The organism is Corallococcus sp. BB11-1 (genome assembly GCF_026626625.1).
In the GTDB taxonomy this organism is placed as follows: domain Bacteria; phylum Myxococcota; class Myxococcia; order Myxococcales; family Myxococcaceae; genus Corallococcus; species Corallococcus soli.
This window is the reverse complement of sequence record NZ_JAPNJY010000022.1, coordinates 66,559-88,787: the sequence shown is the minus strand read 5'-3', so window position 1 is coordinate 88,787 and position 22,229 is coordinate 66,559. Positions and strand designations below refer to the sequence as shown.

Sequence of the window (22,229 nt, the reverse complement as noted above, 5' to 3'; positions counted from 1 at the left end):
CGAGGTTCCAGTGAGTCCTGTCCGCATCCTGGCGCTGTCGCTGCTCGTCCTCGTCTCCGGCTGCGCGGGGTGTGAGCGCGAGGAGGCGCCGAAGCCCGCGCCGGTCGCGGACGTGGACGCGGGCGCCCCCGCGGCGCCGCTGGCCCAGTTGGAGGGGCTGTCCGGCGACGTGCGCCTGGAGCGCGCGGGCAAGGTGGGGCCGGCGGTGCCCGGGCCCCTGCTCGCGGGCGACGCGGTGGAGACGGGCGACCAGGGCTCCGCGGTGGTGCGCTTCCCGGGCGGACGCACGGTGGAGGTGGGCCGCGAGGGCCGGTTCGCGCTGGGCTCGGATTCGACGGGCGTGGTGATGAAGGTGGAGCGCGGCATCGTGCTGTCGCGCGTGCCGGCGGGCGGAGGCGGCGGCGCGGCCGGCCCGGGCTCCAAGGTGACGCTGAGCATCCTCACGCCCTTCGGCCTCACGCGGGTGGGCTCGGAGCCGTCCGAGGTGAAGGTCGCGGTGGCGGAGGACTCCGCGCGGGTGGAGGTGATGCTGGGCGCCATCGAGCTGGTCTCCAAGGACGGGCGCACGCTGAAGGCGGCGGAGGGTGACGCGGTGGACCTGACCTCCGAGCGCGCGGAGGTGGTGAAGGCGGCCCCGCGCGTCGTGGAGCTGGCGCCCATCGCGGTGACGGTGCGCGCGGCGTCGGGAGGCACCGCGGAGGTGAAGTCGAAGGCCACGGGCCGCTGGCGCAAGGCGCGGCGCGAGGGGGAGGTGCTCTCCTTTGGCGACGGCGTGCGCACGAAGGGCGGCGAGGCGGTGCTGTCGCTCAAGGACAGCGACTCGCTCTTGACGCTGTCCCCCGGCGCGGAGGCGGTGCTGGAGGGCGCGGGGCAGGAGGGCGTCACCGACGAGGCGCGCATCAACCTGCTTCAGGGCATGCTGGCCGTGCAGCTCGCCACGGGGCGCACCAGCCGCGTGGTGCTGCCGGAGCTGATGCTGGAGGGCGGCGGCGCGGCGAAGCTGGAGATCCGGCGCACCGGCTCCGGCTTCCTGGTGGCGGCGCACACGGGCGACGTGACGCTGCGGCGGGGCGACACGCGGCAGGCGCTGCGCGCGGGCGAGCGCGCCACGGTGGAGAAGGACGGCACGGCGAAGGTGGAGCCGCTGGAGGCGGCGGTGGTCGCGCTGGGGCCGGGCGAGGGCGCGGAGGTGTTCCACCGGGGCCTGTCCGAGGTGGCGCTCACCTGGGAAGGGGAGGGCGACACGGTGGTGGAGGCGGCGCTGGATGCGGGCTTCACGCGCCGGGTGCTGTGGGGCCGGGTGCACCGCGCGTCCGTCAACGTGTCGGCGCCGGCGCGGGGCACGCTCTACTGGCGGGTGAAGAAGGAGGACGGCACCCCGGTGTCGTCGGGCAGCGCCCGCTTCGCCCCGGAGTCACCCACGAACTCCCTGGCGCGGGTGCGCAACGTGGTGCCCGAGGGGCCGGAGAAGACGACCATCTTCTACCAGGACAAGCCCCCGGCGGTGACGTTCACCTACGGCGCGGAGCCGCGGGCCAGCACCTACCGCGTGGCGGTGTACAAGGCGGGCTCGCTGACGACGCCCGTGGCCCAGCGCACGGTGGCGGAGACGCGCGCGGCGCTGGAGGCCGGGGCCCTGGGCGAGGGCAGCTACCTGTGGTCCGTCACGCCGCTGTCGCAGGCGGGGGCGGCGCTCAAGGGCGGGCGCATGAACAAGCTGGAGCTGGTCTACGACAACTCCGTGGAGGGGCTCGTCGTGGACAGTCCGCGTCAGGGGACAGCGTCGGCGGAAAAGGTGCGTGCGGCGGGAGTCGCGCCCGTGAATGCTCGCCTGTCCATCAACGGACGGGCCGTGCCCCTGGACGCCAAGCACCGCTTCGATACATGGGTGGCCCCCATGGGAACGCCCCCCCTTCTGGTGTTTAAGATGACGCGTCCCGGTGCCCCGGACGTACTCACGGTGCGCACCCTGAAAACGCGAGGGCCTTGAGGCAATGGCACCCCCCCAGCCCACCGTTCCCATCCCGGATCCCGCCGGGGCTTCGTCCGTGCCGCTGCTGCAGCCCTACGGTCAGTACGTCCTCGTGCGCAAGCTGGCGGAGGGCGGCATGGCGGAGATCTTCCTCGCCAAGCTGCTGGGCGCGGACGGCTTCGAGCGCAACGTGGTGCTCAAGCGGATGCTGCCGGCGCTGTCGGCCATCCCCGACTTCGTGGAGATGTTCCGCGACGAGGCGCGGCTCGCGGCGAAGCTGTCGCACCCGCACATCATCCAGATCCACGAGCTGGGCTTCATCGAGGGCTGCTACTACATCTGCATGGAGTACCTCGCGGGCGAGGACTTCTCCACGACGCTGCGGCTGGCGGGGCGCCGACGCCAGTACGTGCCGGTGCCGGTGGTGCTGCGGGTGCTCATCGACGCGGCGCGGGGCCTGCACTACGCGCACACCTTCACCAACGAGCAGGGCCAGCCGCTGCACGTGGTGCACCGGGACGTGTCGCCCTCCAACCTGTACGTGACGTACCAGGGGCAGGTGAAGGTGCTGGACTTCGGCATCGCCAAGGCCGAGTCGCGGCTGGTGCAGACGCGCACCGGCGTGGTGAAGGGCAAGTACATCTACATGGCGCCGGAGCAGGCGCAGGGCAAGGAGGTGGACCCCCGCGCGGACGTGTTCTCGCTGGGCGTCAGCCTCTACGAGGCCGTGACGCACGTGCGGCCCTTCTCGCGAGAGAACGACCTGGCGGTGCTCAACGCGCTCCTGCAGTGCGAGTTCGAGAAGCCGCGCGCCCTGCGGCCGGACCTGCCGGAGGGCCTGGAGGCCATCATCCTGAAGGCGATGGCCTTCAAGCCGGAGGACCGGTACGCGACCGCGGACGACTTCGCGGACGCGCTGGAGGCCTTCGCGGCGGAGCTGCAAGGGGGCGTGGCCGGTGCGCCGGCGCTCGGGTCCTTCCTGCGCAGCCACTTTGGCGAGGAGCGCTACACGGAGAAGATGCGCATCCCGACGCTGGCCACGCTCACGGCCGCGCGTCCGACGGATCCCGAGTTCGCGGCGGTGGTGCCCCCCGTCCCGGGCACGGGTGCCTACGGTCCGCCCGCGCGCGCGAGCGGCACGGGCATGCGCCCCGTCACCGTGCACGGCAGGACGAGCGGCTCCGTTCCCGCCGTGGCCCCGTCCCCTGCGCCGGTGGAGGTGGCCCCGGTGGCCACCAGGACGGGCTCCCGTCGCTGGCTGGCGGGGCTCGTGGGCGGGGTGGGGTTGGTGCTCGCGGGCGCGGCCTTCGTCGTCGCGCGCCCGGCCTTCGTGCAGGCGCCAGCGGCCCCGGTGCAGGCCCAGCCTCCGGAGCCCGTGAAGGTGGCCGCTCCGGTTCCGGCCGCGACGCCCCCGGTGGTCGCGGCCCGGCAGGACCCGGCGCCGACGGGGGACGTGTCGCCCGTTCCCGGCGGGGACACCGTGGCCACGTCGGTGACGGACGTGCCCCGGACGGACGACGGGCCGGACGAGCCGTCCTCGCGCAAGACGGTCGCGCGCGTGCCCAAGGAGAAGGTGACGCTGGGCATCGAGGACATCCAGCGGGTGGTGTCGAACGGCCGCTCGCAGATCACCGGCTGCTTCGAGCGCTACAAGTCCAACCTGCCGGCGACGGCGGGCGAGGTGCAGGTGCAGCTCACCATCGTGTCGTCGGGCAAGGTGCGCGCGGGCACGCGGGGGCCGCTGGCGTCCACGGACGTGGGCCGCTGCCTGGAGACCCAGGCGCAGCGCCTGCGCTTCCCGGCGCACCGCGACCAGGAAGTCACCGTGCTGATGCCGTTCTCGTGGAAGGTGACGCAGTAGCCAGCGGCGGGGCCCGTCCCGCGTGGGCCACGCGGGACGGACAGGCCGTCACAGGTCGCGGCGGGCGGACAGCGCCTTGGCGAGCGTGGCCTGGTCGGCGAACTCCAGGTCTCCGCCCATGGGCAGGCCCTGGGCGAGGCGGGTGACGCGCAGCCCTATCGGCTTGAGGAGCCGGGTGAGGTAGAGCGCGGTCGCCTCGCCTTCGATGTCCGGGTTGGTGGCGAGGATGATCTCCTCCACCCGGCTGTCGTTGAGGCGCTCCAGGAGCTCCTTGATGCGCAGCTGCTCCGGGCCCACGCCTTCGAGCGGGGACAGCACGCCGTGCAGCACGTGGTAGCGGCCCTTGAACTCGCGGGTGCGCTCCAGCGCCATCAGGTCGGAGTACGTCTCCACGACGCACAGCGAGCGCTCATCGCGGCGCGAGTCGCGGCAGAAGCCGCAGAGCTCCGAGTCGGTGAGGCAGAAGCAGCGCACGCACAGGTGCACCTTCTCCTTCACCTCGCGGATGGCGAGGGAGAGGTCGACGGCGTACTCGCCCGGCGCTCGCAGGATGTGGAAGGCGAGGCGCTGGGCCGTTTTTTCGCCAATGCCCGGCAGCTTCGCGAGCTGGGCGACCAGGCGGTTCAGCGGATCGGGCGTCATCCGGTTTTAATTAATGCCGGGGATCTTGATGCCGCCGGAGATCTTCGCCAGCTCGCTGTTCATGTGCTGACGGCTGTTCGCCAGGGCAGCATTCACGGCGGCGGTGATGAGGTCCTCGAGCATCCCGGGGTCGTTGGGGTCGATGGCGCTCTTGTCGATCTTGATGCTGCGGACTTCCTGCACGCAATTGACGACGACCGTCACGAGTCCATCGCCGGACTTCGCCTCGACGGTTTCTTCCGCGAGCTGCTTCTTCCGCTCCTCGATCTTCTCGGTGAGCTTGTTCGCCTGCCGGATGAAGTAGTTCAGGTCGATGCCGGGCATGTGCTTCCTCGGTCCCCGGGCGTGGGAGCGCGGGCCGCCATGGCGCCGCTCGGGGCAGGGACGTTGTGGCGCACCCTAGCGGGGCCCGGGGGCGTTGTCAGTCCTCAGGAGCGGCGGGGATGTCCGTGAGGACGGCCGCTGGGCGCTCGGGCTCGTAGACCTGGATGTGCTCGATTTCGCCGCCCAGCATCTTGAGGATGGCCCGGACGGACGGGTGTCCGCGCACCTTGCCCTCGGTGGACTTCTCGTGGGTGGCGCGGCTGTGGGAGTCCTGCTCGGAGATGCTCATCCCCAGGCCGTGAGCTTCCTGGGCCTGGGCCACGTCCTGGATGGTGAGCTTCACGGGCCGGCCGAAGTGCGAGGCCAGGGCCGCGTCGACGGTGGCCTTGCCCGCGGCGGCCGTCACGGCGGCCTTGTGGAAGGCGGCGGAGGGCGGGAAGCCGAGGATGATTTCGCCCGCCTTCATGGACAGGAGGCGTCCGTTGGCGAGCGCGGTGCCATGGCGCACGGACGTGGACTTCACGCTGTCCACGGCGGCGCGCCAGCGCTCGGGAAGCGAGCGGTTGGGGTTGTCACGTCCGGAGGCGACGGGCGCCGCCGCCGGAGGTGGCTCGGGCTCCGGAGGTTCCGGTTCGAGCGCGGCGGGAGGTGGCGCGAAAGGGCGGGGGGGCGCGATGGCCGCCGGAGCTGGAGTGCGCGCGGCGGGGGATGGCGCTGGGGTGAAGGCGGCGGGGGGCGTGGACGCGGTGGAGACGGGTTGCGCGCCGGTGCTGGGCCCTGGAGGCGCGAACGCGGCGGGCGTCGGCGCGGCCACGGGCGATGAAGGGACGAATGCGGTGGAGGCCGGCGCGGTCGGTGCCGGAGTGAATGCGGTGGGCGCCTGCGGGGGCTCGTTCGATGAAGGGACGAAGGCCGCAGGCTCCGACGCGGACGCATGGCCGGTCGGAGTGAAGGCGCTAGAGGTCGAAGTCAGCGGCGCGGTCGGTTCCGGAGTGAACGCGGCGGGTTCCTCGGACGGGATGCACTCGCCAGAGGCACAGCCCTCCGCGGAGCCTTCCTCCGGGAAGAGACGCTCGTCGGCCTCGTCGTCGTAGGGCTGGGGTTCGGGCGGGCCCTCCGGTTCGGGCCGGCGCATGTTGGTGATGCGCACCGTGGGCCCAGGGGAGACGGGCGCGGCTTCGGTGGCGGAGGTGGAAGCGCCGGCACCGTGCGGAGCAGGCGCGAGCCCCGTGTCGTGAGCCAGCGGAGCGGTTTCGCGGCCCTCCAAGAGGGGCATGGGCGCAGGCGCCGATGAAGGCTGAGCGCCGCCGTTGCGCAGGAACGAAAGGGGGCGCGCCGCGGACGGGGGCAGGTCGTCCATCACCACGGGCGCGGGAGGCACGCTGGCGGGAGTCGGCACGGGCGCGCCCGCGGCGCCGCCGTTGCGCAGGAAGGAGAGGGGACGGGCCGCGGTGGGGGACAATCCCTCCATGAGCGCGGCCGGAGGCATCCGCGCCGCGACCGGGTGCTCCCCGAGAGGCGCTGGCCCCGCCTCAGGCCTGACGAAGGACGGGGGCGACACCGGTGCTCGCGCGGAGGGCGCGACACCTGGCGCAGCCCCTGCGCGAGCCACGCCGTTCGCGGGTGCGGAGGTTCCAGGAGACTCGAACGATCGTGGAGCCCCCTGGCCGTCGCCCGCACGCGGTGCCGTGCCCTGCGCATCGAACGGACGCGGCGTGGCGCCTGCGTAGGCCGAGGGACTCGGGGCCTCGAACGGACGCGAGGACACGCCCGCATGCACGGAGGCCGCGCCCTGTCCTTCGAACGGCCGCGCGGTGGCGCCCGCATAGGCGGCAGGGCCCTGCGCATCCACCGGGCGCGCGGGGGCCGTCACGGGCGCGGAAGCCGCGCGCACGTCGGACGAACGTGGCGGCGGGGGAGGCTCGGAGGGTGCCTCAGACGCGAAAGTTCGACGGACCGGAGCGACCTCCTGGCGCTCCGGAGGTGCTCTTCGCGGCGCCTTCCGCGCCAAGGCCCGCCGACAGCCGCTCCACGCGGGCCAGCAGGTCGGGAATCGAACCGGCGGGGGACAGCTGGATGGCCTTGAGCAGCGCCATCTCCAGCGCCAGCCGGGGCTGGGCCGCGCGGGACACGTCCCAGATGCAGCCGTGCACGATGTCGAACAGGCGCGACAGCTGCGCCGTGTCCGCTTCCTTCGCGAGCGCCAGCAGCGCCTTCTGCTCGGACTCCGCCAGCTCCTGGGGCGCCTCACCCAGCGACTTGGTGACGAACAGGTGCCGCAGCTGCAGCGCCAGCTCCTCCGCCAGCCGCTTCAGGTCCAGGCCCCGGTTGAACACCTCGTCCACCCGGCCCAGCACGCGCTTGGCATCCTTGCGGACCAGCGCCTCCGCGAAGTCCTGCACCACCGTGCGGTCGATGGCGCCCATCGCCTCCGCGACGGCCTCGTCCGTGGGGTTGGGACCGCACGACGCGAGAATCTGATCCAACAGGCTCAGCGCGTCGCGCATGCCGCCTTCGGACTGACGCACCACCAGGGACAGGGACTGCTCGGAGATGCCCGCCTTCTCCGCCTGGCTGATCTCCTTGAGCCGCTGGAGCATCCGCGCCGCGGTGATGCGGCGGAAGTTGTGGCGCTGGCAGCGCGACAGGATGGTGTCCGGGAGCTTGTGCGCCTCCGTCGTCGCGAAGATGAACTTCACGTGACCGGGCGGCTCCTCCAGCGTCTTCAGGAGCGCGTTGAACGCGGCCCCGGAGAGCATGTGCACCTCGTCGATGATGTAGATCTTGTGGCGGTCGCGCTGCGGCAGGTACTTCGCGTTCTCGCGAATCTCGCGCACGTTCTCCACGCCGTTGTTGGACGCGCCGTCGATCTCCGCCACGTCCACGCTGGTGCCGGAGGTGATCTCCGTGCACGCCCGGCAGGTGCCGCAGGGATTCGCCGTGGGCCCCTGCTCGCAGTTGAGGGCCTTGGCGAGCAGGCGGGCGGCCGTCGTCTTGCCCACCCCTCGAGGGCCACAGAACAGGTACGCGTGCGCGACCCGGTCCATCTTGATGGCATTCCCGATGGTCCGGACGACATGCTCCTGTCCGGTCATGTCATCGAACGTCTGCGGGCGCCATTTCCGGGCGAGGACGAGGTAGCTCATGGGGGATGTCATCTAAACACGGCGGGACGAATGATCCATGGAACGTCCATTCCTCCCGCCGTGAGACGCACTCCGCCTCAGCGTCCGAGCGCCTGTAGCACCACGTTGGCCGCGTTGTGGCCCGCCGCGCCGATGACGCTGCCCGCCGGGTGGCAGCCCGCGCCGCAGAAGTAGAGCCCCTGCACGGGCGTCTCATAGGGCAGCCGGTCGGTGAACCCCAGCTTGTTGTCCACGTGGTGGATGTGGCCGCGCGTGATGCCGAAGTGGGATTCAATCTTCGGGGGCGTGAGCGCGAAGTACTCCTGCACCAGGTCACTGGTGCCCGGAGCGAAGCGGTCGCAGATGGACAGCAGCTGCTTCACGTACCGGTCCTCCTCCTTCTCCCACGTCGTGCCCTCCAGCTTCTCCGGTACCCACTCCACGAAGAGGGCGGAGTTGTGGTGGCCTTCCGCGTCCTTCAGCGTCGGGTCCACGGTGGTGTGCACGTACCACTCGATGGAGGGGAACTCCGCGAGCCGTCCCGCCTTGGCCTCCTTGTACCCGTGCGCGAGCGCCCCCAGCACGTCGTCCTCCTGGGGCAGCAGGTGGATGGTGGGACCGAACTGGCCCCGGTCCTCCGGCAGGCAGGTGAAGGTGGGCAGCTTCTTGAGGCACAGGTTCACCTTCAGCGTGGTGCCCGGCGCGGACATGCCGTCCACCTTGCGGCGGTAGTCGGCGGGCACCGCGGCCGGGTCCACCCAGGTGAGCGTGCGGAAGGGGTCCGCGTTGGAGATGACCACCTTGGCGGAGAGCTCCTCGCCGTTCTCCAGCACCACGCCCTTCACCACGCCCGCGTCCACGCGCACGGAGGCCACCTTCGCGTTCGTGCGGATGTCCGCGCCGTGCTTGCGCGCCAGCTGCGCGATGCGCTGGGTGACGGTGCCCATGCCGCCTTCGACGATCATCCACGTGCCGCCGCTGCCCGGCAGCCGGCAGAGGTTGTGCACCAGCAGGTTCATGCCCGTGCCCGGCGTGTCGTAGCCGCCGTCCAGGCCGGAGAACGCGTCGGTGACGGCGTACATCGCCTTCACGAAGTCGGACTGGTAGCCGAAGCGCTCCAGGTACTCGCGCGCGGTGCCGCGACACAGCCGGATGAAGTGCTGGCGCAGGGCAGGGCGCACGTAGCGCTCCGCCGTCGCCTCCAGGGACAGGGGCGGCAGGAGCCACGCGGGGGCCAGGTCCTCGCGCAGCGCGGCCAGCTCCGTGTTCATCGCCACGTGGGCGTTCCAGTCCGCCTCGGAGAAGTACTCGCGGAACTGCCGCTCCAGCTCGCGCTCGTCCGAACCGAACAGCAGGTAGCGCTTGCCCGTCGTGGGCAGGAAGTAGTGCGGATCCCTGCGCTTGAGGGGCAGGTCCAACTGGAGCTCCTGGAGCAGCTCCGGCGGCATCAGCCCCAGCAGGTAGGCGCCGGTGGAGACCCCCAGCTTCGGCGCGGTGCGGAACGGGTACTCCGTCTTGCACGCGCCGCCCACCATGGCCTTCTCTTCCAGCACGGTGACCGACAGGCCCCGGCGCGCGAGCATCGCCGCCGTGACAAGTCCGTTGTGGCCCGCACCCACCACGATGACGTCTGGCATGGTCTTCCTCCTTGGGTAACGCTTGGGGAAAAGGTCGTTCCTACCCGAGCCGGGGGTTCCCCGCCAAACGCCGCGCGCCTTGCTTCGGCCGTCGGGTCCAGAAAGAGTCGCGCCCGTCCCGTGAACGCCTCCGCCCCCGACGAGCCCTCCTCCTCCGGCCCGCTCCAGGCGCCTCCGGAGCCCCTCCCTTCCGTTGACGCGCCCACCCGGGCGGGGCTGCCCGGGAGCCTGGAGCTGCTGGGCCTGCTCGCGGTGGCGCTGGTGCCCATCGTCGTGGCGGTGCGCGAGCTGGGCCGCATCCACCCGGACGAGGTCTTCCAGGCGCTGGAGCCCGCATGGTGGCGCGTGCACGGCTACGGCGTCCTGGCCTGGGAGTGGCGCGAGGGCCTGCGCAACTGGGCCTTTCCCGGAGTGCTGGCGGCCTTCCTGAAGCTGGCGGCGGTGCTCGGCATCACCGACCCCCGCGTCTACCGGGGCGTGGTGGCCATTCCCCAGTTCGCGTTGCACGCGTGGAGCCTGTGGGCGGTGTACCGCTTCGCCGCGCGCCGCGCCGGGCCTTCCGGAGGCGCGCTCGCCGTGCTGCTGCTGGGGCTGTGTGGGCCGGTGCTCCTCTTCGCCGGGCGCACGCTGTCGGAGTCCATCTCCGCGTCCTTCCTGCTCGTGGCCATGGAGGCCCTGGACCGGCCGGACACCGGGACGGCCGGAGGGACACGGCGCGCGGGGCTCCTGGGCGGCCTGGCGCTGGGGCTCGCGGTGGTGGCGCGCTACCCGGCCGCCCTCTTCGTGCTGGCCGCGCTGGGCTGGCTCCTCTTCGCGCGCCGGTGGCGCCTGCTCGCCTTCACCTGTGGGGGCGGGGCCGGGGTGGCGCTGGCGCTGGGTCTGCTCGACCAGGCCACCTGGGGCTCTCCCTTCCACTCGTTCCTGGCCTACGTGCGCTTCAACGTGCTGTCGGATGAGGCGGCCTCCGCGTTTGGCGCTTCGCCACCGGGGTTCTACGCAGAGCCCCTGCTCCGGGCCGTGCCCCTGTGGGCGTGGGCGGCCCTGCCGCTGTCGGTGGGGACGCTGCTGCGCTGGCGCACGGTGTCCCTGCCGCTCACGTGCGCGGCCGTCTACACCGCCGTCCTCCTGGCGACGCCCCACAAGGAGGAGCGCTTCCTCTACCCGGCGCTCGTGCTGGGGCTGCTCGCGGCCGCGTCCCAGGTGGCCGCCGCCCTCATGTGCCTCCAGCGGCCCGTGCTCAGGGGGAATCTCACCGTGCTCGCGCTGATCCTGGGCTTCGTGAATGCTCGGGGCTACCCGTCCCAGGACCTGCGCCGGGACCAGCTCCGCGCCATCGTCCAGGCCACCCGGGGGGACGCGACGGGGCTCCTCATCGTCAACGAGGGCCTCTGGGGCTCCGGGGGTTTCTTCTACATCGGCCGGAAGATCCCCTGGCGCACCTGCGACTGGCCCCACGACGCGGCGTTCCAGGCCTCCATGCGCGACCGAGCCTTCAACCGCGCCGTCACCTTCGAGGGCCGGGCCCTGCCGGAGCTCCAGGCCGCGGGCTTCCGCGTCATCCGTCAGGTGGAGCGCGAAACCATCCTCGTCCGCGACTGAGCGGAGGGGCGGGCAGGGGAGGGCCTGCCCGCAAAGCAGAAGCGCCGGTGTCCCTCGAAGGGACACCGGCGCTTCATGTCAAAACAGAACGGCCGGGACACACGCGGAAGTACGCTACCGTTGCTTCCTTCCGGACCTGGCGGGGTTCGCGCCCCCACGTTGTCCCGACCACAAACCTGGTACTTCGAAGCTAACAACGGAGAGGGTGGGATTCGAACCCACGATACCCTTTCAGATATGCACGCGTTCCAGGCGTGTGCCTTCAACCGCTCGGCCACCTCTCCAAGGACATTGGAGCGGAGAGCGTAGGATTCGAACCTACGGTACCGTTACCGGTACGCCTGATTTCGAGTCAGGTGCCTTCGACCACTCGGCCAGCTCTCCAAGTATTCAGTTTTCACGTCGCTTCGCGCGCAAGCGCTCGAAGAACGTCTTGAGAAGCTGGCGAGAGTCCTCCGCCAGGATACCGCTTGTGACCTGGAGCCGGTGGTTGTGTCGCGGCTCCTCTACGAGATTGTACAGCGAACCGACCGCGCCCGCCTTGGGGTCCATCGTACCAAAGACGAGCCGGGTGACACGAGACTGCACCAGCGCGCCGGCGCACATGGCGCACGGTTCCAGCGTCACATACAGGGTGACGCCAGAGAGGCGCCAGGCACCGCGTGCTTTCGCAGCGGCATCCAGCGCGAGCATCTCTGCGTGGGCGAAGGGGTTTCGGTCGCACTCGCGCCGGTTGAAGCCCGTGCCCACGACGTTTCCGTCCAGCACCGCTACCGCACCGACGGGTACTTCTCCGAGTGAAGCTGCTTCCCGCGCGAGCACAAGTGCCTGCTGCATGAAAGCGATGTCGTCACTCATGAGTCCTGCGCCACAAAAAAAGAAGATGGCGCTCCCTGGAGGATTCGAACCTCCGGCCTTCGGATTCGTAGTCCGACGCTCTATCCAGCTGAGCTAAGGGAGCAATGTCTTCCGGTGCTGCTTACGACAAGTGGCGGAGAGAGAGGGATTCGAACCCTCGATACCCTTGCGAGTATGCAGGTTTAGCAAACCTGTGCCTTCAGCCTCTCGGCCATCTCTCCAACTGTTCTCTGTCAAAGAACCGTGAAACTCAAGCCCAAAATCGGAGGCGGTAGGATTCGAACCTACGGAAGGCTTTCACCTTCTGCGGTTTTCAAGACCGCTGCCTTCAACCGCTCGGCCACGCCTCCACATCTTGTGCCGACGGTTCCCCGCTGGCCGACCGCGCCCGTGGGGCCGCCCTTCTACATCATTTCGGTTCGCGTGCAAGATGGTTGTTGGCCCCTTTTCCTGACGGGGCCCCATCTTTTCGCGCGCTACAGGGGGCGAAGCTCCTTCATGCCGCCCATGTACGGCACCAACGCCTCCGGGATGGCGACGCTTCCGTCCTCCCGCTGGTAGTTCTCCAGGATGGCGATGCTCGTGCGCCCCACGGCCAGCCCGCTGCCGTTGAGGGTGTGCACCATCTGGGGCTTGTCGCCCTTCTGGGCGCGGAAGCGGATCTTCGCGCGGCGGGCCTGGAAGTCGCCGCAGTCCGAACAGGACGAAATCTCCCGGTACGCGCCCTGGCCGGGCAGCCAGACCTCGATGTCGTACGTCTTGCGCGCGCCGAAGCCCATGTCCCCGGTGCACAGCAGCATCACCCGGTGGTGCAGCCCCAGCCGGCGCAGGATGTCGCACGCGTCGTCCGTCATGGCCTCCAGCTCCTCCAGGCTCTTCTCCGGAGGGGCGAACTTCACCAGCTCGACTTTATGGAACTGGTGCTGGCGGATGAGGCCGCGCGTGTCGCGCCCGGCGGCGCCGGCCTCCGCGCGGAAGCATGGGCTGAAGGCGCAGTAGCGGATGGGGAGCTGGTCGCCCTCCAGGATTTCGTCCGCGTGGTAGTTCGTGACGGGCACTTCCGCGGTGGGGATGAGGAAGCGCTCGGGGTCGCCGGACGTCTTGAACGCGTCGTCCTCGAACTTGGGCAGCTGGCCGGTGCCCATCATCGTCTCGCGCAGCACCAGGTAGGGCGGCAGCAGCTCCGTGTAGCCCTTCTGCGTGTGCACATCGATCATGAAGGTGACGAGCGCGCGCTCCAGCCGGGCCAGGGCCCCCTTGTAGAAGGCGAAGCGGCTGCCGGACACCTTGGTGGCGCGCTCGAAGTCGAGCATGCCCAGCGACTCGCCCAGCTCGAAGTGCTGCTTGGGCGTGAAGAGCAGGTTCGGCTTCTCGCCCCAGGCCTTCACCTGGACGTTCTCGTCCGCGCTGGTGCCCACGGGCACCGACTCATGGGGCACGTTGGGGATGACGAGCAGGATGCGGTTGAGCTCCTCCTCGACTTCCTTGAGGCGGGACTCCTTCTCCTTGATCTCCTGGGAGACGCCGCGCAGGTCGCCGCGCAGCCTCTCCATCGCGGACGGGTCCTCCTTCGCCTTGCGCTTCATCTCGTCGTTGGCGGCGTTGCGGCGCGCGGCCAGCGCTTCCATGGAGACGTAGAGGTCGCGGCGCTCCAGGAACAGCGCCTGGAAGGGCCCGAGGTCCAGGCTGCCGCCCCGCGTCTTCAGTCGGGCGACGACCGCATCGAAGTTCTGCGCAACGTTCCGGAGGTCCAGCATAGGGGGTCGCCTTGTAGTCATCCCGGGCGTGGGCCGGCAAGGCTCACCACGCCCGGCATGCTCACGGCCGGACGCCGCCCGTGGCTCCAGGCTGACCGCGCGCCCCCTCCAGGCGGACCCGGAGGCCCGCCCGAGGGGCCCGGGTCAGTGTTCGAGGTCGTAGATTTCGTCCTCGATGTCCTTCTTGTCCGCCGCGTCCGGCTTCTTCACCAGGTACTCCTTGAAGGCGGAGATGGCGTCCTTGCGCTTGTTGCGCTCCTTGTAGGCGAAGCCCAGGTAGTAGAACGGCTGCGGGTTCTGGGGCTCGGCGGCGGTGGCCTTGCGGTACCAGTCAATGGCCTTGGCGTGCTGGGCCTGCTCGGAGAAGGCGCGCGCGACCTTGTAGTAGACGTACGTGAGCTTCGGATCCGCCTTGATGGCCGCCTGGTAGCGGCGCACGGCGTCGTCCCAGCGGGCGGCGTTGAAGAGCGCGTCGCCAATGGCGCCCATCACCCGCGTGCGCTGCGGATCCGCCTTGAGCGCGGACTCGAAGGAGGCGATGGCGCCGTCGAAGTCGCCCCTCTCCATGTACGCGTGCCCCAGGGCCTCGTGCGCGTCCGCGTAGTTGGCGTCCAGCTCCACGGCGGCCTTCCACTGCCCCACGGCCTCCGGCAGCTTCTTCGCGTCGCGCAGGATGACGCCGTAGGCGTAGTGGTAGTCCGGGCGCTTGGGCGCGCGCTCCACCGCGCTCTTCATGCTGTCGATGGCCTGGGTGTACTCGGAGCGCTTCGCGCGCACGAGGCCCAGGTAGTAGAGCGCCTCGTGGTTGGAGGGCTCGTTGCGCAGCGCGAGGCCCAGGTTGCTCTCAGCGCCGGGCAGGTCGCCCTTCTCCAGGAGCACCGCGCCCAGGGTGATGGGGGTGGTGGTGGAGCGGGGGTCCTCCTGCTTGGCCTTCTCCAGCTCCGCCGCGGCCTCGTCCAGCCGGTGCAGCCGCCAGAGCACCAGCCCGCGCTGCAGCCGGCCGTCCTTCAAGAGGTGCGGGTCCAGCTCCAGGGCCCGGTTGGCCTCCGTCTCCGCGCGGGCTGCGTCGCCTCCCAGCAGGGCCACGCGCGACAGGCCCAGGTGGGCGTCCGCGAGGTTGGGGTCCAGCTGCACGGCGCGGTCGAACTCCTGCTGCGCCAGCAGGCTGTTGTTCTCCGCGAGCGCCAGCTCTCCCAGGCCCGCGTGCACGCCCGCGTGGTCCGGCGCCTGCTTGGCGGCGGCCTCCAGCAGGGCGCGGGCGTCCGCGTTGCGGTGCTGCCGCAGGTACAGGCGGCCCAGGTAGAGGCCCGCGTCCACGAGCTTCGGATCCGCGGCGTTGGCGCGCTTGAAGTGGCCCTCCGCGTCCAGGGGCTTGTCGAGCGCGTCCTCGATGCGGCCGTAGAGGTACGCGATGCGCGCCTCGTTGGGGAAGCCCTTGCTGGCGGCCTCCACGGCGGCGAGCGCGTCCTGCATCTTGCCCGTCATCACCAGCGAGGTGATGTGGCCGTCCACGTACTCCAGGTTGCCGCCGTCCTCCTTCGCAAGCGACTCGAAGAGGGGCCGCGCGCCGTCGTAGTCGCGCTGGGAGCGCAGCACCTGGGCGAGCTGCGCCTTGATGAAGGTGGAGTCCTCGTTGTCCTTGAGGGCCGCCTTCAGCTCGGCTTCGGCTTCCTTGGGCTTGAACTGCTGGAAGAGGGCCACGCCCTTGAGGCCGCGGGCGCGGGCGCGCTCGGCGGGCCCCAGCTCGTTCTGCAGCGTGAGGGCGCTCTCCACCGCCTGGACGCCCTGCGCGATGTCCGCCTTGCGCACCAGCAGCTCCACCGCGGCCAGCTCCACCGCGGACGCGGCGTGCTGCGGGTCGGCCTTGAGCGCGGCGGCGTAGGCCTGGGCGGCCTCGTCGGCCTTGCCCGCCGCCTGGTACAGGTTGCCCAGCGCGTGGTGGGCCTTGGCGGACTGCGCGTCCCGCTCCAGCACCTTCTTCAGCGTGGCGATGGCGTTGTCATTGTCCTTCTGCTGCGCGTACGTCTCCGCCAGGAGGAAGGCGAGCTCCAGGTCGCCCTGGTTGCCCTCACGGCTGTAGGCGTCCTTCAGGCGGGCCTGCACGTCCGCGCCCTTGCGCGTGTTGAGCGCGAGCCCGGCGGTCGTCTTGAGGACCTCCACGTTCTTGTCGCCCAGCAGCGCGATGTCCTCCAGGCGCTTGTCGCAGGTGTTGAGGTCGGCGCGCTCCGCGGCCGCGTAGCGGCGCTGCAGGTAGGCCACGGACTGGCACCAGAGGGCGCGGACCTCCGGGTACTCCTTGCCCTTCAGCACCTGCGCGCTCTTGCTCCGCGCTTCCTGGTAGCTGGCGTAGGTGTCCTTCAGCAGGCCCTGCTTCGCCTCCGCGACCAGCTTCGCCTGGGGCGAGCCGGCGGCGACGGTGGCGGGGAAGAACTTGTGGCGGCCGAAGGCGCCATAGCGGCTGGCCTCGAAGGCCGCGCCCGTGCCCAGCACGAGCACCGACACGCCCGCGGCCACCAGGAAGGGGATGCGCTTCTTCCACTTGAGGTCGGCGGCGCTGCGGTCCACGACGGACACCGCGGCCATGCGGCCTTCGTAGAGCTGGCGCAGCCGCTCCATGCTGGCCTGGCCGTTCGCGGGCTCCGCGCTGGCGGCGTCCGGGCCCGGCTGGGCGGAGGAGGCCGCGACGGGGATGGCCTTGGACGGGCCCTCCATCAGCCGCTGGATGGCGGAGGCGAAGATGGGCACCGTGCCGATGGCGGACCAGCTCTCCGAGTCGGCGGAGACGTCCTCGTTGCCCAGCAGCTGGCCGTCCTCGAGCATCTTGACGATGACGCCCTCTTCGAACGGGCCGAACATCTTCCCGGAGCGGCGGCGCACGTGGAAGCGCTTCACCTGCGAGCGTCCACCGGCCTCCTTGCCGGCGGCGTCGTCGATGAAGCTGAGCATCTCCAGGCCGTCCGTGGGGCCCGCGGCGGGCGGGGGCGGCAGCGGCGCGGAGAGGTCCGCCTCCAAATCATCCAGGGGGGCGGCGGTGGGGTCGAACTCCAGCGCGTCCGGCAGGCCCACCGGGGGGGACGTGGAGGGGGAGGGGTCCCCGAAGTCCACGTCACCGAAGTCCGTCGCCGGGTTGACGCGGGAGGGCGGCGGCGCGGCCGGGGCGGGGTCTCCGAAGTCGAGCTGGAAGTCCGTCGTGGGCGGCGCGCCCGCGGGCGGGGAGGAGAAGTCCACCGCGAACGGGTCCCCTTCGGGCATGGGCGTCTGGCCGTACGCGGGGGCCGGCGCTTCGGCGAAGTCGAAGGACACGGCCTGCGACGCGGCGGGCGAGGGCAGGTCGGAGAAGTCCATCGCCTGGGAGGACGCGGGCGAGGGCAGGTCGGAGAAGTCCATGCCGGGCGAGGGCGGCAGGGCGAACGGGTCGTCTCCGGCGGCGGGCAGGCCCCCCATGTCGTAGGACGACGGGCCGGACGCTGGCGGCGGGGGCAGGGCGAACGGGTCGGCTTCGGGGACGGACGCCTGGGCGTAGTCGGACGGCGGGGGCAGGCCGAAGGGATCCGCTTCGGGCTCGTAGCTGGGGGGCGGCGCCATCGCGAAGGCGTCCGCCTGGGGCTCGGAGCCGTAGCCGTACGTCTGGGGCTGGGGCCGCGAGGCCGCGGGGCCGTGGGCGTTGGACGGGTCGTTGATGTCGAAGGTGAACGCGTCCTCCGGGGAGGGCGCGGGGACGGGGAGGTTGTCGCCTTCCGCGAAGTCGAAGTCGGGCGTGCTGCCGAAGTCGGACTCGGGTTCGGGGGCGCCGACGGGGGCTTCGGAGAAGTCGAAGTCGCGCGCGGTGCCGGCCGGCTCGTGGGTGCCGTAGGCGGCGGGCTCGCGGTAGGCGGCGTTGGGGACGGGGATGGTGACGACGCGGGTCACGTCCTCGCGCTCGGTGAAGCCCTGGGGGTCGGCTTCGAGCGAGGAGAACTCGCCGCTGCCCACCTCGGAGAAGTCGTCTTCCGCGGCCATGGGCGCGGCCTGCGGCGGCGCGGCGTCCATGTCGAAGCTGAAGGAGTCGTCGGGCAGGGCCACCGGCGCGGACGGGCCCGCGTCGAGCGAGATGGCCCGGGGCGCGGCCACGCCCGGCGAGGCGTAGGACGGGACCTCATCGTCGAAGGAGAACGGATCCTCCGACGGGACGGGCGGCAGCGCGATGGCGGCGGGCGGGGCGGCACCGCCGGGCAGCGGAATGGCCGCGGACGAGGGCCCCGCGCCCATCGGGATGGCGGCCTGGGGGGCGGCGCTTCCGGGCAGGGGGATGGCGGCGGCACGAGGCGCGGCGCTGCCGGGCAGCGGAATCGCGGCGGGGCCGGTACCCATGGCGATGGGCGCGGACTTCGGGGCGGCGCTGCCGGGCAGGGGGATGGCGGCGGGACCGGCGCCCATCGGAATCGCGGCGGCCTGCGGTGCGGCGCTGCCGGGCAGCGGAATGGCGGCGGGACCGGCGCCCATCGGGATGGCGGCGGCCTGAGGGGCGGCGCTGCCGGGCAGCGGAATGGCGGCGGCCTGCGGTGCCGCGCTGCCCGGGAGAGGGATGGCGGCGGCGCGGGGGCCGGCGCTGCCGGGCAGGGGGGACGGTCCGGCGCCCATCGGGATGGCGGCGGCCTGGGGCACGGTGCTGCCGGGCAGGGGGATGGCGGCGGCGCGTGGGGCCGCGGTGCCCGGGAGGGGGATGGCGGCGGCCTGGGGCGCGGCACTGCCGGGCAGGGGAATCGCGGCGGCCTGGGGCGCGGCACTTCCCGGGAGAGGAATCGCGGCGGCGCGGGGGGCGGCACTTCCCGGGAGGGGAATCGCGGCGGCCTGGGGGGCGGCGCTGCCCGGGAGGGGGATGGCGGCGGCCTGGGGTGCGGCGCTACCGGGCAGGGGAATCGCGGCGGCCTGGGGCGCGGCACTTCCCGGGAGGGGGATGGCGGCGGCCTTGGGCGCGGTGGGCGGCGCGGCCTCCGGAGCGTCTGCGCTCACGCCCTCGGCCTTGATGGGGAACGTGGTCTGGCACCGGGCACACTTGAGCTTCGCGCCCCCGGGCGGGATCCGCCTGTCATCGATGTTGTAGTTCGTCTGGCACGACGGGCAGGAGACTTTCATTGTTTTCCTTCGACGAGACCGGCTGGCGCGCGCACGCGCAGCAATGAATTGGTGCGGTGCGATGGTCCGCGCGGCGCGTGCAGGCTAGCAGAGCCGTTTCAAGCCCGGAAAGAACGCGCCCCCGGGCGCAGAGTCGTCACCCGGCCGGGCAGGAGGGCGGGCGCCCGCCCCTACCGGCAGTGTGCCTTCCTTTTCCTGCGTCCCGGCCGAGGTGGTAGACCCGACGGCGCATGGATCCCATCGTCATCCTCGGGGCGGGCCTGGCGGGCCTGTCCACCGCGCATTTCCTCAAGCGCCCCTGGCGCCTCATCGAGAAGTCGGACCGGGTTGGCGGCCTCATCAAGACCGAGGTCATCGACGGGTGTTACTTCGACCCCACCGGTCACTGGCTCCACCTGCGGGACCCTGAGATCCAGGAGCTGGTCAACACCCTCTGGATGCCGGACCAGATGGTGCGCATCCAGCGCCGCGCCGCGGTGTTCTCGCGCGGCACCTTCACGCGCTTCCCCTACCAGGTGAACACCCACGGGCTGCCGCCGGAGGTCGTGGCGGAGAACCTGGTCGGCTACGTGGAGGCCATCTACGGCGAGAAGGGCCGGGCCCTGCGCGAGCGCGAGCCGGTCAACTTCGAGGAGTTCATCCTCCGCTACATGGGTGAAGGCTTCGCGAAGAACTTCATGCTGCCCTACAACCAGAAGCTGTGGACCGTGCACCCGCGCGAGATGTCCGCCAACTGGGTGGGCCGCTTCGTGCCGCGTCCCACCCTCAAGGAGGTCGTCGACGGGGCGCTCGGGGCCGGCAGCGACCAGCTGGGCTACAACGCGTCGTTCCTCTACCCGCGCGAGGGCGGCATCGAGAGCCTGGCGCGGGCGATGAAACAGCACCTGCGCGGCGGCGAATTGAGCGTGCACACCGAGCCCGTCTCCATCGACTGGAAGGCGAAGCAGGTCGTGCTGTCGGACGGGCGCACGCAAGGCTACTCGGGGCTCGTGTCCTCCATCGCGCTGCCCACGCTGGTGCAGTTGATCGCACGCGGTGCCTCCGGGGTCCCGGAGGAGGTGCAGGCCGCGGCGAAGCGCCTGCGCGCCTTCACCGTCACGTACGTGTGCGTGGGCGCGAAGGGCGCGAACCGTCAGCCCTGGCATTGGATCTACCTGCCGGAGCCGGAGTTCCATGCGTACCGCATCGGCTCGCCCTCGGCGGTGTACGCGCCCCTGGCCCCTGCCGACACGGCCAGCTTCTCCGTGGAGTTCAGCCACCACGGCGAGCTGTCGCTGGAGGACGCGGAGCGCAAGGCGGTGGAGGACCTGCTGCGCTCGCAGATGATCCACTCGAAGGACGACGTCCTCTTCGCCAAGGCGAGGGAGATCCCCAACGCGTACGTGCTCTACGACGACGCCTACGGGCCCGCGAAGGCGGAGGTCGCCCGCTTCCTGGAGCACGCGGGCATCCTCACCGCGGGGCGCTACGGCCAGTGGGAGTACTCGTCCATGGAGGACGCCATCCTGGGCGGGCGGGCCTGCGCCCGGACGCTGAACGGCTGACGCGAGGGGTCATCTCCTTGTCGACGGTGGGTTGGGGCCGTGCTAGGCCCCAGACCTACCTTTCGCTTCTTCTGGAACCATGGCCCTGCACCTCTCCGTCGTCATCCCCGTCTACAACGAGGAGTCCATCATCGCCCAGGCAGCCGAGGAGCTGCGTCAGGGGCTGGATGCGCGCGGGCTCGACTACGAAATCATCTTCGCGGAGAACGGGTCGCGCGACTCGACGCCGGCGCTCCTGGAAGAGCTGTGCGCCAAGAACCCGCGCCTGCGCTGGTTCCACTCGGAGACGCCCAACTACGGCGTGGCGCTGAAGGCCGGCATCCTCAAGGCCCGGGGCACCTACGTGGTGTGTGATGAGATCGACCTGTGCGACCTGACCTTCTACGACGCGGCGCTGCCCCGTCTGGAGCGCGGTGAGGCGGACATGGTCGTGGGCTCCAAGGCGGCCAAGGGCGCCAGCGACCAGCGCCCCCTCATCCGCCGCGCGGCCACGCGGGTGCACAACAAGCTGCTGCGCGTGGCGCTGGGCTTCCAGGGCACCGACACGCACGGCCTGAAGGCGTTCCGGCGTGAGGCGCTGCTGCCCGTCATCCAGAAGTGCGTGGTGGACATGGACGTGTTCGCCAGCGAGTTCGTCATCCGCGCGTGGCGCGAGGGGCTCAACGTGATGGAGATCCCCATCCAGCTCCACGAGAAGCGCCAGCCGTCCATCCACCTGTTCCGGCGCGTGCCCAACGTGCTCAAGAACGTGGGCAAGCTGTTCTACGTCATCCGCGTTCGCGGGACCTGAAGAGGAGCCCTCCATGCCGGCGGCGCGACTGGCGTCCATCTCCGTCGACCTGGATTCGCTGCCGCACTACTGCCGGATCCACGGGCTGCCCGAGTCGCTGCTGGATGCGCGGGCCCGCACGCTGATCCACCGCGTGGCGGTGCCCCGCTTCCGCGACCTGCTGACCTCCGTCGGCGCGCCCGGGACGTTCTTCGCCATCGGGGAGGACCTGGAGGCGGACCCCGGCGCGGCGGACGGCATGCGGCAGGCCCACACGGCGGGCATCGAGGTCGCGAGCCACAGCCACGCCCATGACTACGCGCTCACGCGGCGTGGACCGGACGCCATCGCCGAGGACCTGGCGCGCGCGGACGCGGCCATCCTGAAGGCCACCGGCGTGCGGCCCTCCGGCTTCCGGGCCCCCGGCTACACGCTGAACGCGGACCTGTACGCGGCCACCGTGGCGCAGGGATACCTGTACGGCTCCTCCACGTTTCCGGCGGCGCCGTACTACGCGGCGAAGGCGGCGGTGATGGGGGCGCTCGCGGCGCTGGGGCGGCCCTCGCGCTCCGTGCTGGACACGCCCCGCGTGCTGCTCGCGCCGCGCGTGCCGTACCGGCCGGACCCCACCCAGCCCTACCGCCGGGGCGCGGGCGCGGTGGTGGAGCTGCCCATGACGGTGACGCCGGTGGTGCGCTTCCCGTTCATCGGCACCTTCGCGACCACGCTGCCTCGCGGCACCATGCGCGCCGCCTACCGGGCGTGCCGGGCGGATGCCTTCTTCAACTTCGAGCTGCACGGCGTGGACGTGCTGGACGCGGCGGACGGCATCCCGCCGGAGCTCGTGCGCCAGCAGCGCGACCTGCGGGTGAGCGCCGCGAAGAAGCAGGAGCGGCTGCGCAGCATCTTCCAGTGGCTGAAGGACGACTTCGACGTCGTCACCCTGCGCGACGCGGCGGGGCGGCTCTCCGCGACGCTGTGAGGGCCTCACCGTGGGCGGCCCCGGGGGCGCCACTTCGTGCCCCG

The 22,229-nt window shown here is 71.4% G+C and carries 14 protein-coding genes, 5 tRNA genes and 1 other RNA gene; 6 read left to right on the top strand and 14 right to left on the bottom strand.

Going from position 1 to position 22,229, the window contains the following annotated elements; all coding sequences use genetic code 11:
- Positions 1-10 precede the first annotated feature (10 nt).
- A complete protein-coding gene (locus tag OV207_RS17155; protein WP_267556243.1) occupies positions 11-1,990 on the top strand; it encodes a hypothetical protein in 1,980 nt (659 codons plus the stop codon).
- A 4-nt stretch (positions 1,991-1,994) separates the two neighbouring features.
- Positions 1,995-3,833 carry a protein kinase domain-containing protein gene (locus OV207_RS17150; RefSeq protein ID WP_267556242.1) on the top strand — a complete coding sequence of 613 codons (1,839 nt, stop codon included), beginning with the start codon at positions 1,995-1,997 and terminating at the stop codon, positions 3,831-3,833.
- 48 nt (positions 3,834-3,881) lie between these two features.
- On the opposite strand, the gene recR is transcribed toward OV207_RS17150, so the two are convergent.
- The 5 genes from recR to OV207_RS17125 form a co-directional block, all read right to left on the bottom strand.
- Positions 3,882-4,475: a recombination mediator RecR gene (gene recR / locus OV207_RS17145; RefSeq protein ID WP_120538409.1), complete on the bottom strand. Its 594-nt coding sequence runs from the start codon at positions 4,473-4,475 to the stop codon at positions 3,882-3,884.
- Between the two features lie 6 nt (positions 4,476-4,481).
- Positions 4,482-4,799, bottom strand: a complete 318-nt coding sequence (locus tag OV207_RS17140; protein WP_193347694.1) for a YbaB/EbfC family nucleoid-associated protein — start codon at positions 4,797-4,799, stop codon at positions 4,482-4,484.
- Positions 4,800-4,896: 97 nt separating this feature from the next.
- Positions 4,897-6,261 (bottom strand): DNA polymerase III subunit gamma/tau, encoded by a 1,365-nt coding sequence (locus OV207_RS17135; protein WP_267556238.1) that lies wholly within the window; start codon positions 6,259-6,261, stop codon positions 4,897-4,899.
- Between the two features lie 472 nt (positions 6,262-6,733).
- Positions 6,734-7,945, bottom strand: a complete 1,212-nt coding sequence (dnaX, locus tag OV207_RS17130; RefSeq protein ID WP_267556236.1) for a DNA polymerase III subunit gamma/tau — start codon at positions 7,943-7,945, stop codon at positions 6,734-6,736.
- 77 nt (positions 7,946-8,022) lie between these two features.
- Entirely contained in the window at positions 8,023-9,561 is a 1,539-nt protein-coding gene (locus OV207_RS17125) for a phytoene desaturase family protein (protein WP_193347696.1), read from the bottom strand.
- A 120-nt stretch (positions 9,562-9,681) separates the two neighbouring features.
- Between OV207_RS17125 and OV207_RS17120 the strand changes: the two genes are divergently transcribed.
- Positions 9,682-11,160 (top strand): glycosyltransferase family 39 protein, encoded by a 1,479-nt coding sequence (locus tag OV207_RS17120; protein ID WP_267556235.1) that lies wholly within the window; start codon positions 9,682-9,684, stop codon positions 11,158-11,160.
- A gap of 82 nt (positions 11,161-11,242) precedes the next feature.
- Here OV207_RS17120 and ffs read toward each other — a convergent pair.
- The 9 genes from ffs to OV207_RS17075 form a co-directional block, all read right to left on the bottom strand.
- Positions 11,243-11,335: signal recognition particle sRNA small type (ffs, locus tag OV207_RS17115), an RNA gene on the bottom strand.
- A 22-nt stretch (positions 11,336-11,357) separates the two neighbouring features.
- Positions 11,358-11,444 (bottom strand) — tRNA-Ser (locus OV207_RS17110).
- A gap of 13 nt (positions 11,445-11,457) precedes the next feature.
- A tRNA-Ser gene (locus OV207_RS17105) sits at positions 11,458-11,544 on the bottom strand.
- A gap of 6 nt (positions 11,545-11,550) precedes the next feature.
- Complete coding sequence (gene tadA / locus OV207_RS17100; protein WP_120537858.1) at positions 11,551-12,018, bottom strand: tRNA adenosine(34) deaminase TadA; 468 nt, start codon at positions 12,016-12,018, stop codon at positions 11,551-11,553.
- Positions 12,019-12,044: 26 nt separating this feature from the next.
- Positions 12,045-12,121: transfer RNA gene (locus tag OV207_RS17095), tRNA-Arg, on the bottom strand.
- A 28-nt stretch (positions 12,122-12,149) separates the two neighbouring features.
- Positions 12,150-12,239: transfer RNA gene (locus tag OV207_RS17090), tRNA-Ser, on the bottom strand.
- Positions 12,240-12,281: 42 nt separating this feature from the next.
- Positions 12,282-12,368: transfer RNA gene (locus OV207_RS17085), tRNA-Ser, on the bottom strand.
- Positions 12,369-12,494: 126 nt separating this feature from the next.
- A complete protein-coding gene (serS, locus tag OV207_RS17080; RefSeq protein ID WP_267556232.1) occupies positions 12,495-13,775 on the bottom strand; it encodes a serine--tRNA ligase in 1,281 nt (426 codons plus the stop codon).
- A gap of 144 nt (positions 13,776-13,919) precedes the next feature.
- On the bottom strand, positions 13,920-18,890 hold the full coding sequence (locus OV207_RS17075; RefSeq protein WP_267556231.1) for a tetratricopeptide repeat protein: 4,971 nt from the start codon (positions 18,888-18,890) through the stop codon (positions 13,920-13,922).
- Between the two features lie 230 nt (positions 18,891-19,120).
- Between OV207_RS17075 and OV207_RS17070 the strand changes: the two genes are divergently transcribed.
- The 3 genes from OV207_RS17070 (at position 19,121) to OV207_RS17060 (ending at position 22,185) form a co-directional block, all read left to right on the top strand.
- Positions 19,121-20,434 (top strand): protoporphyrinogen/coproporphyrinogen oxidase, encoded by a 1,314-nt coding sequence (locus tag OV207_RS17070; protein ID WP_267556230.1) that lies wholly within the window; start codon positions 19,121-19,123, stop codon positions 20,432-20,434.
- A 79-nt stretch (positions 20,435-20,513) separates the two neighbouring features.
- Positions 20,514-21,224: a glycosyltransferase family 2 protein gene (locus OV207_RS17065; RefSeq protein ID WP_267556228.1), complete on the top strand. Its 711-nt coding sequence runs from the start codon at positions 20,514-20,516 to the stop codon at positions 21,222-21,224.
- 13 nt (positions 21,225-21,237) lie between these two features.
- Positions 21,238-22,185, top strand: a complete 948-nt coding sequence (locus tag OV207_RS17060; RefSeq protein ID WP_267556227.1) for a polysaccharide deacetylase family protein — start codon at positions 21,238-21,240, stop codon at positions 22,183-22,185.
- Positions 22,186-22,229 lie beyond the last annotated feature (44 nt).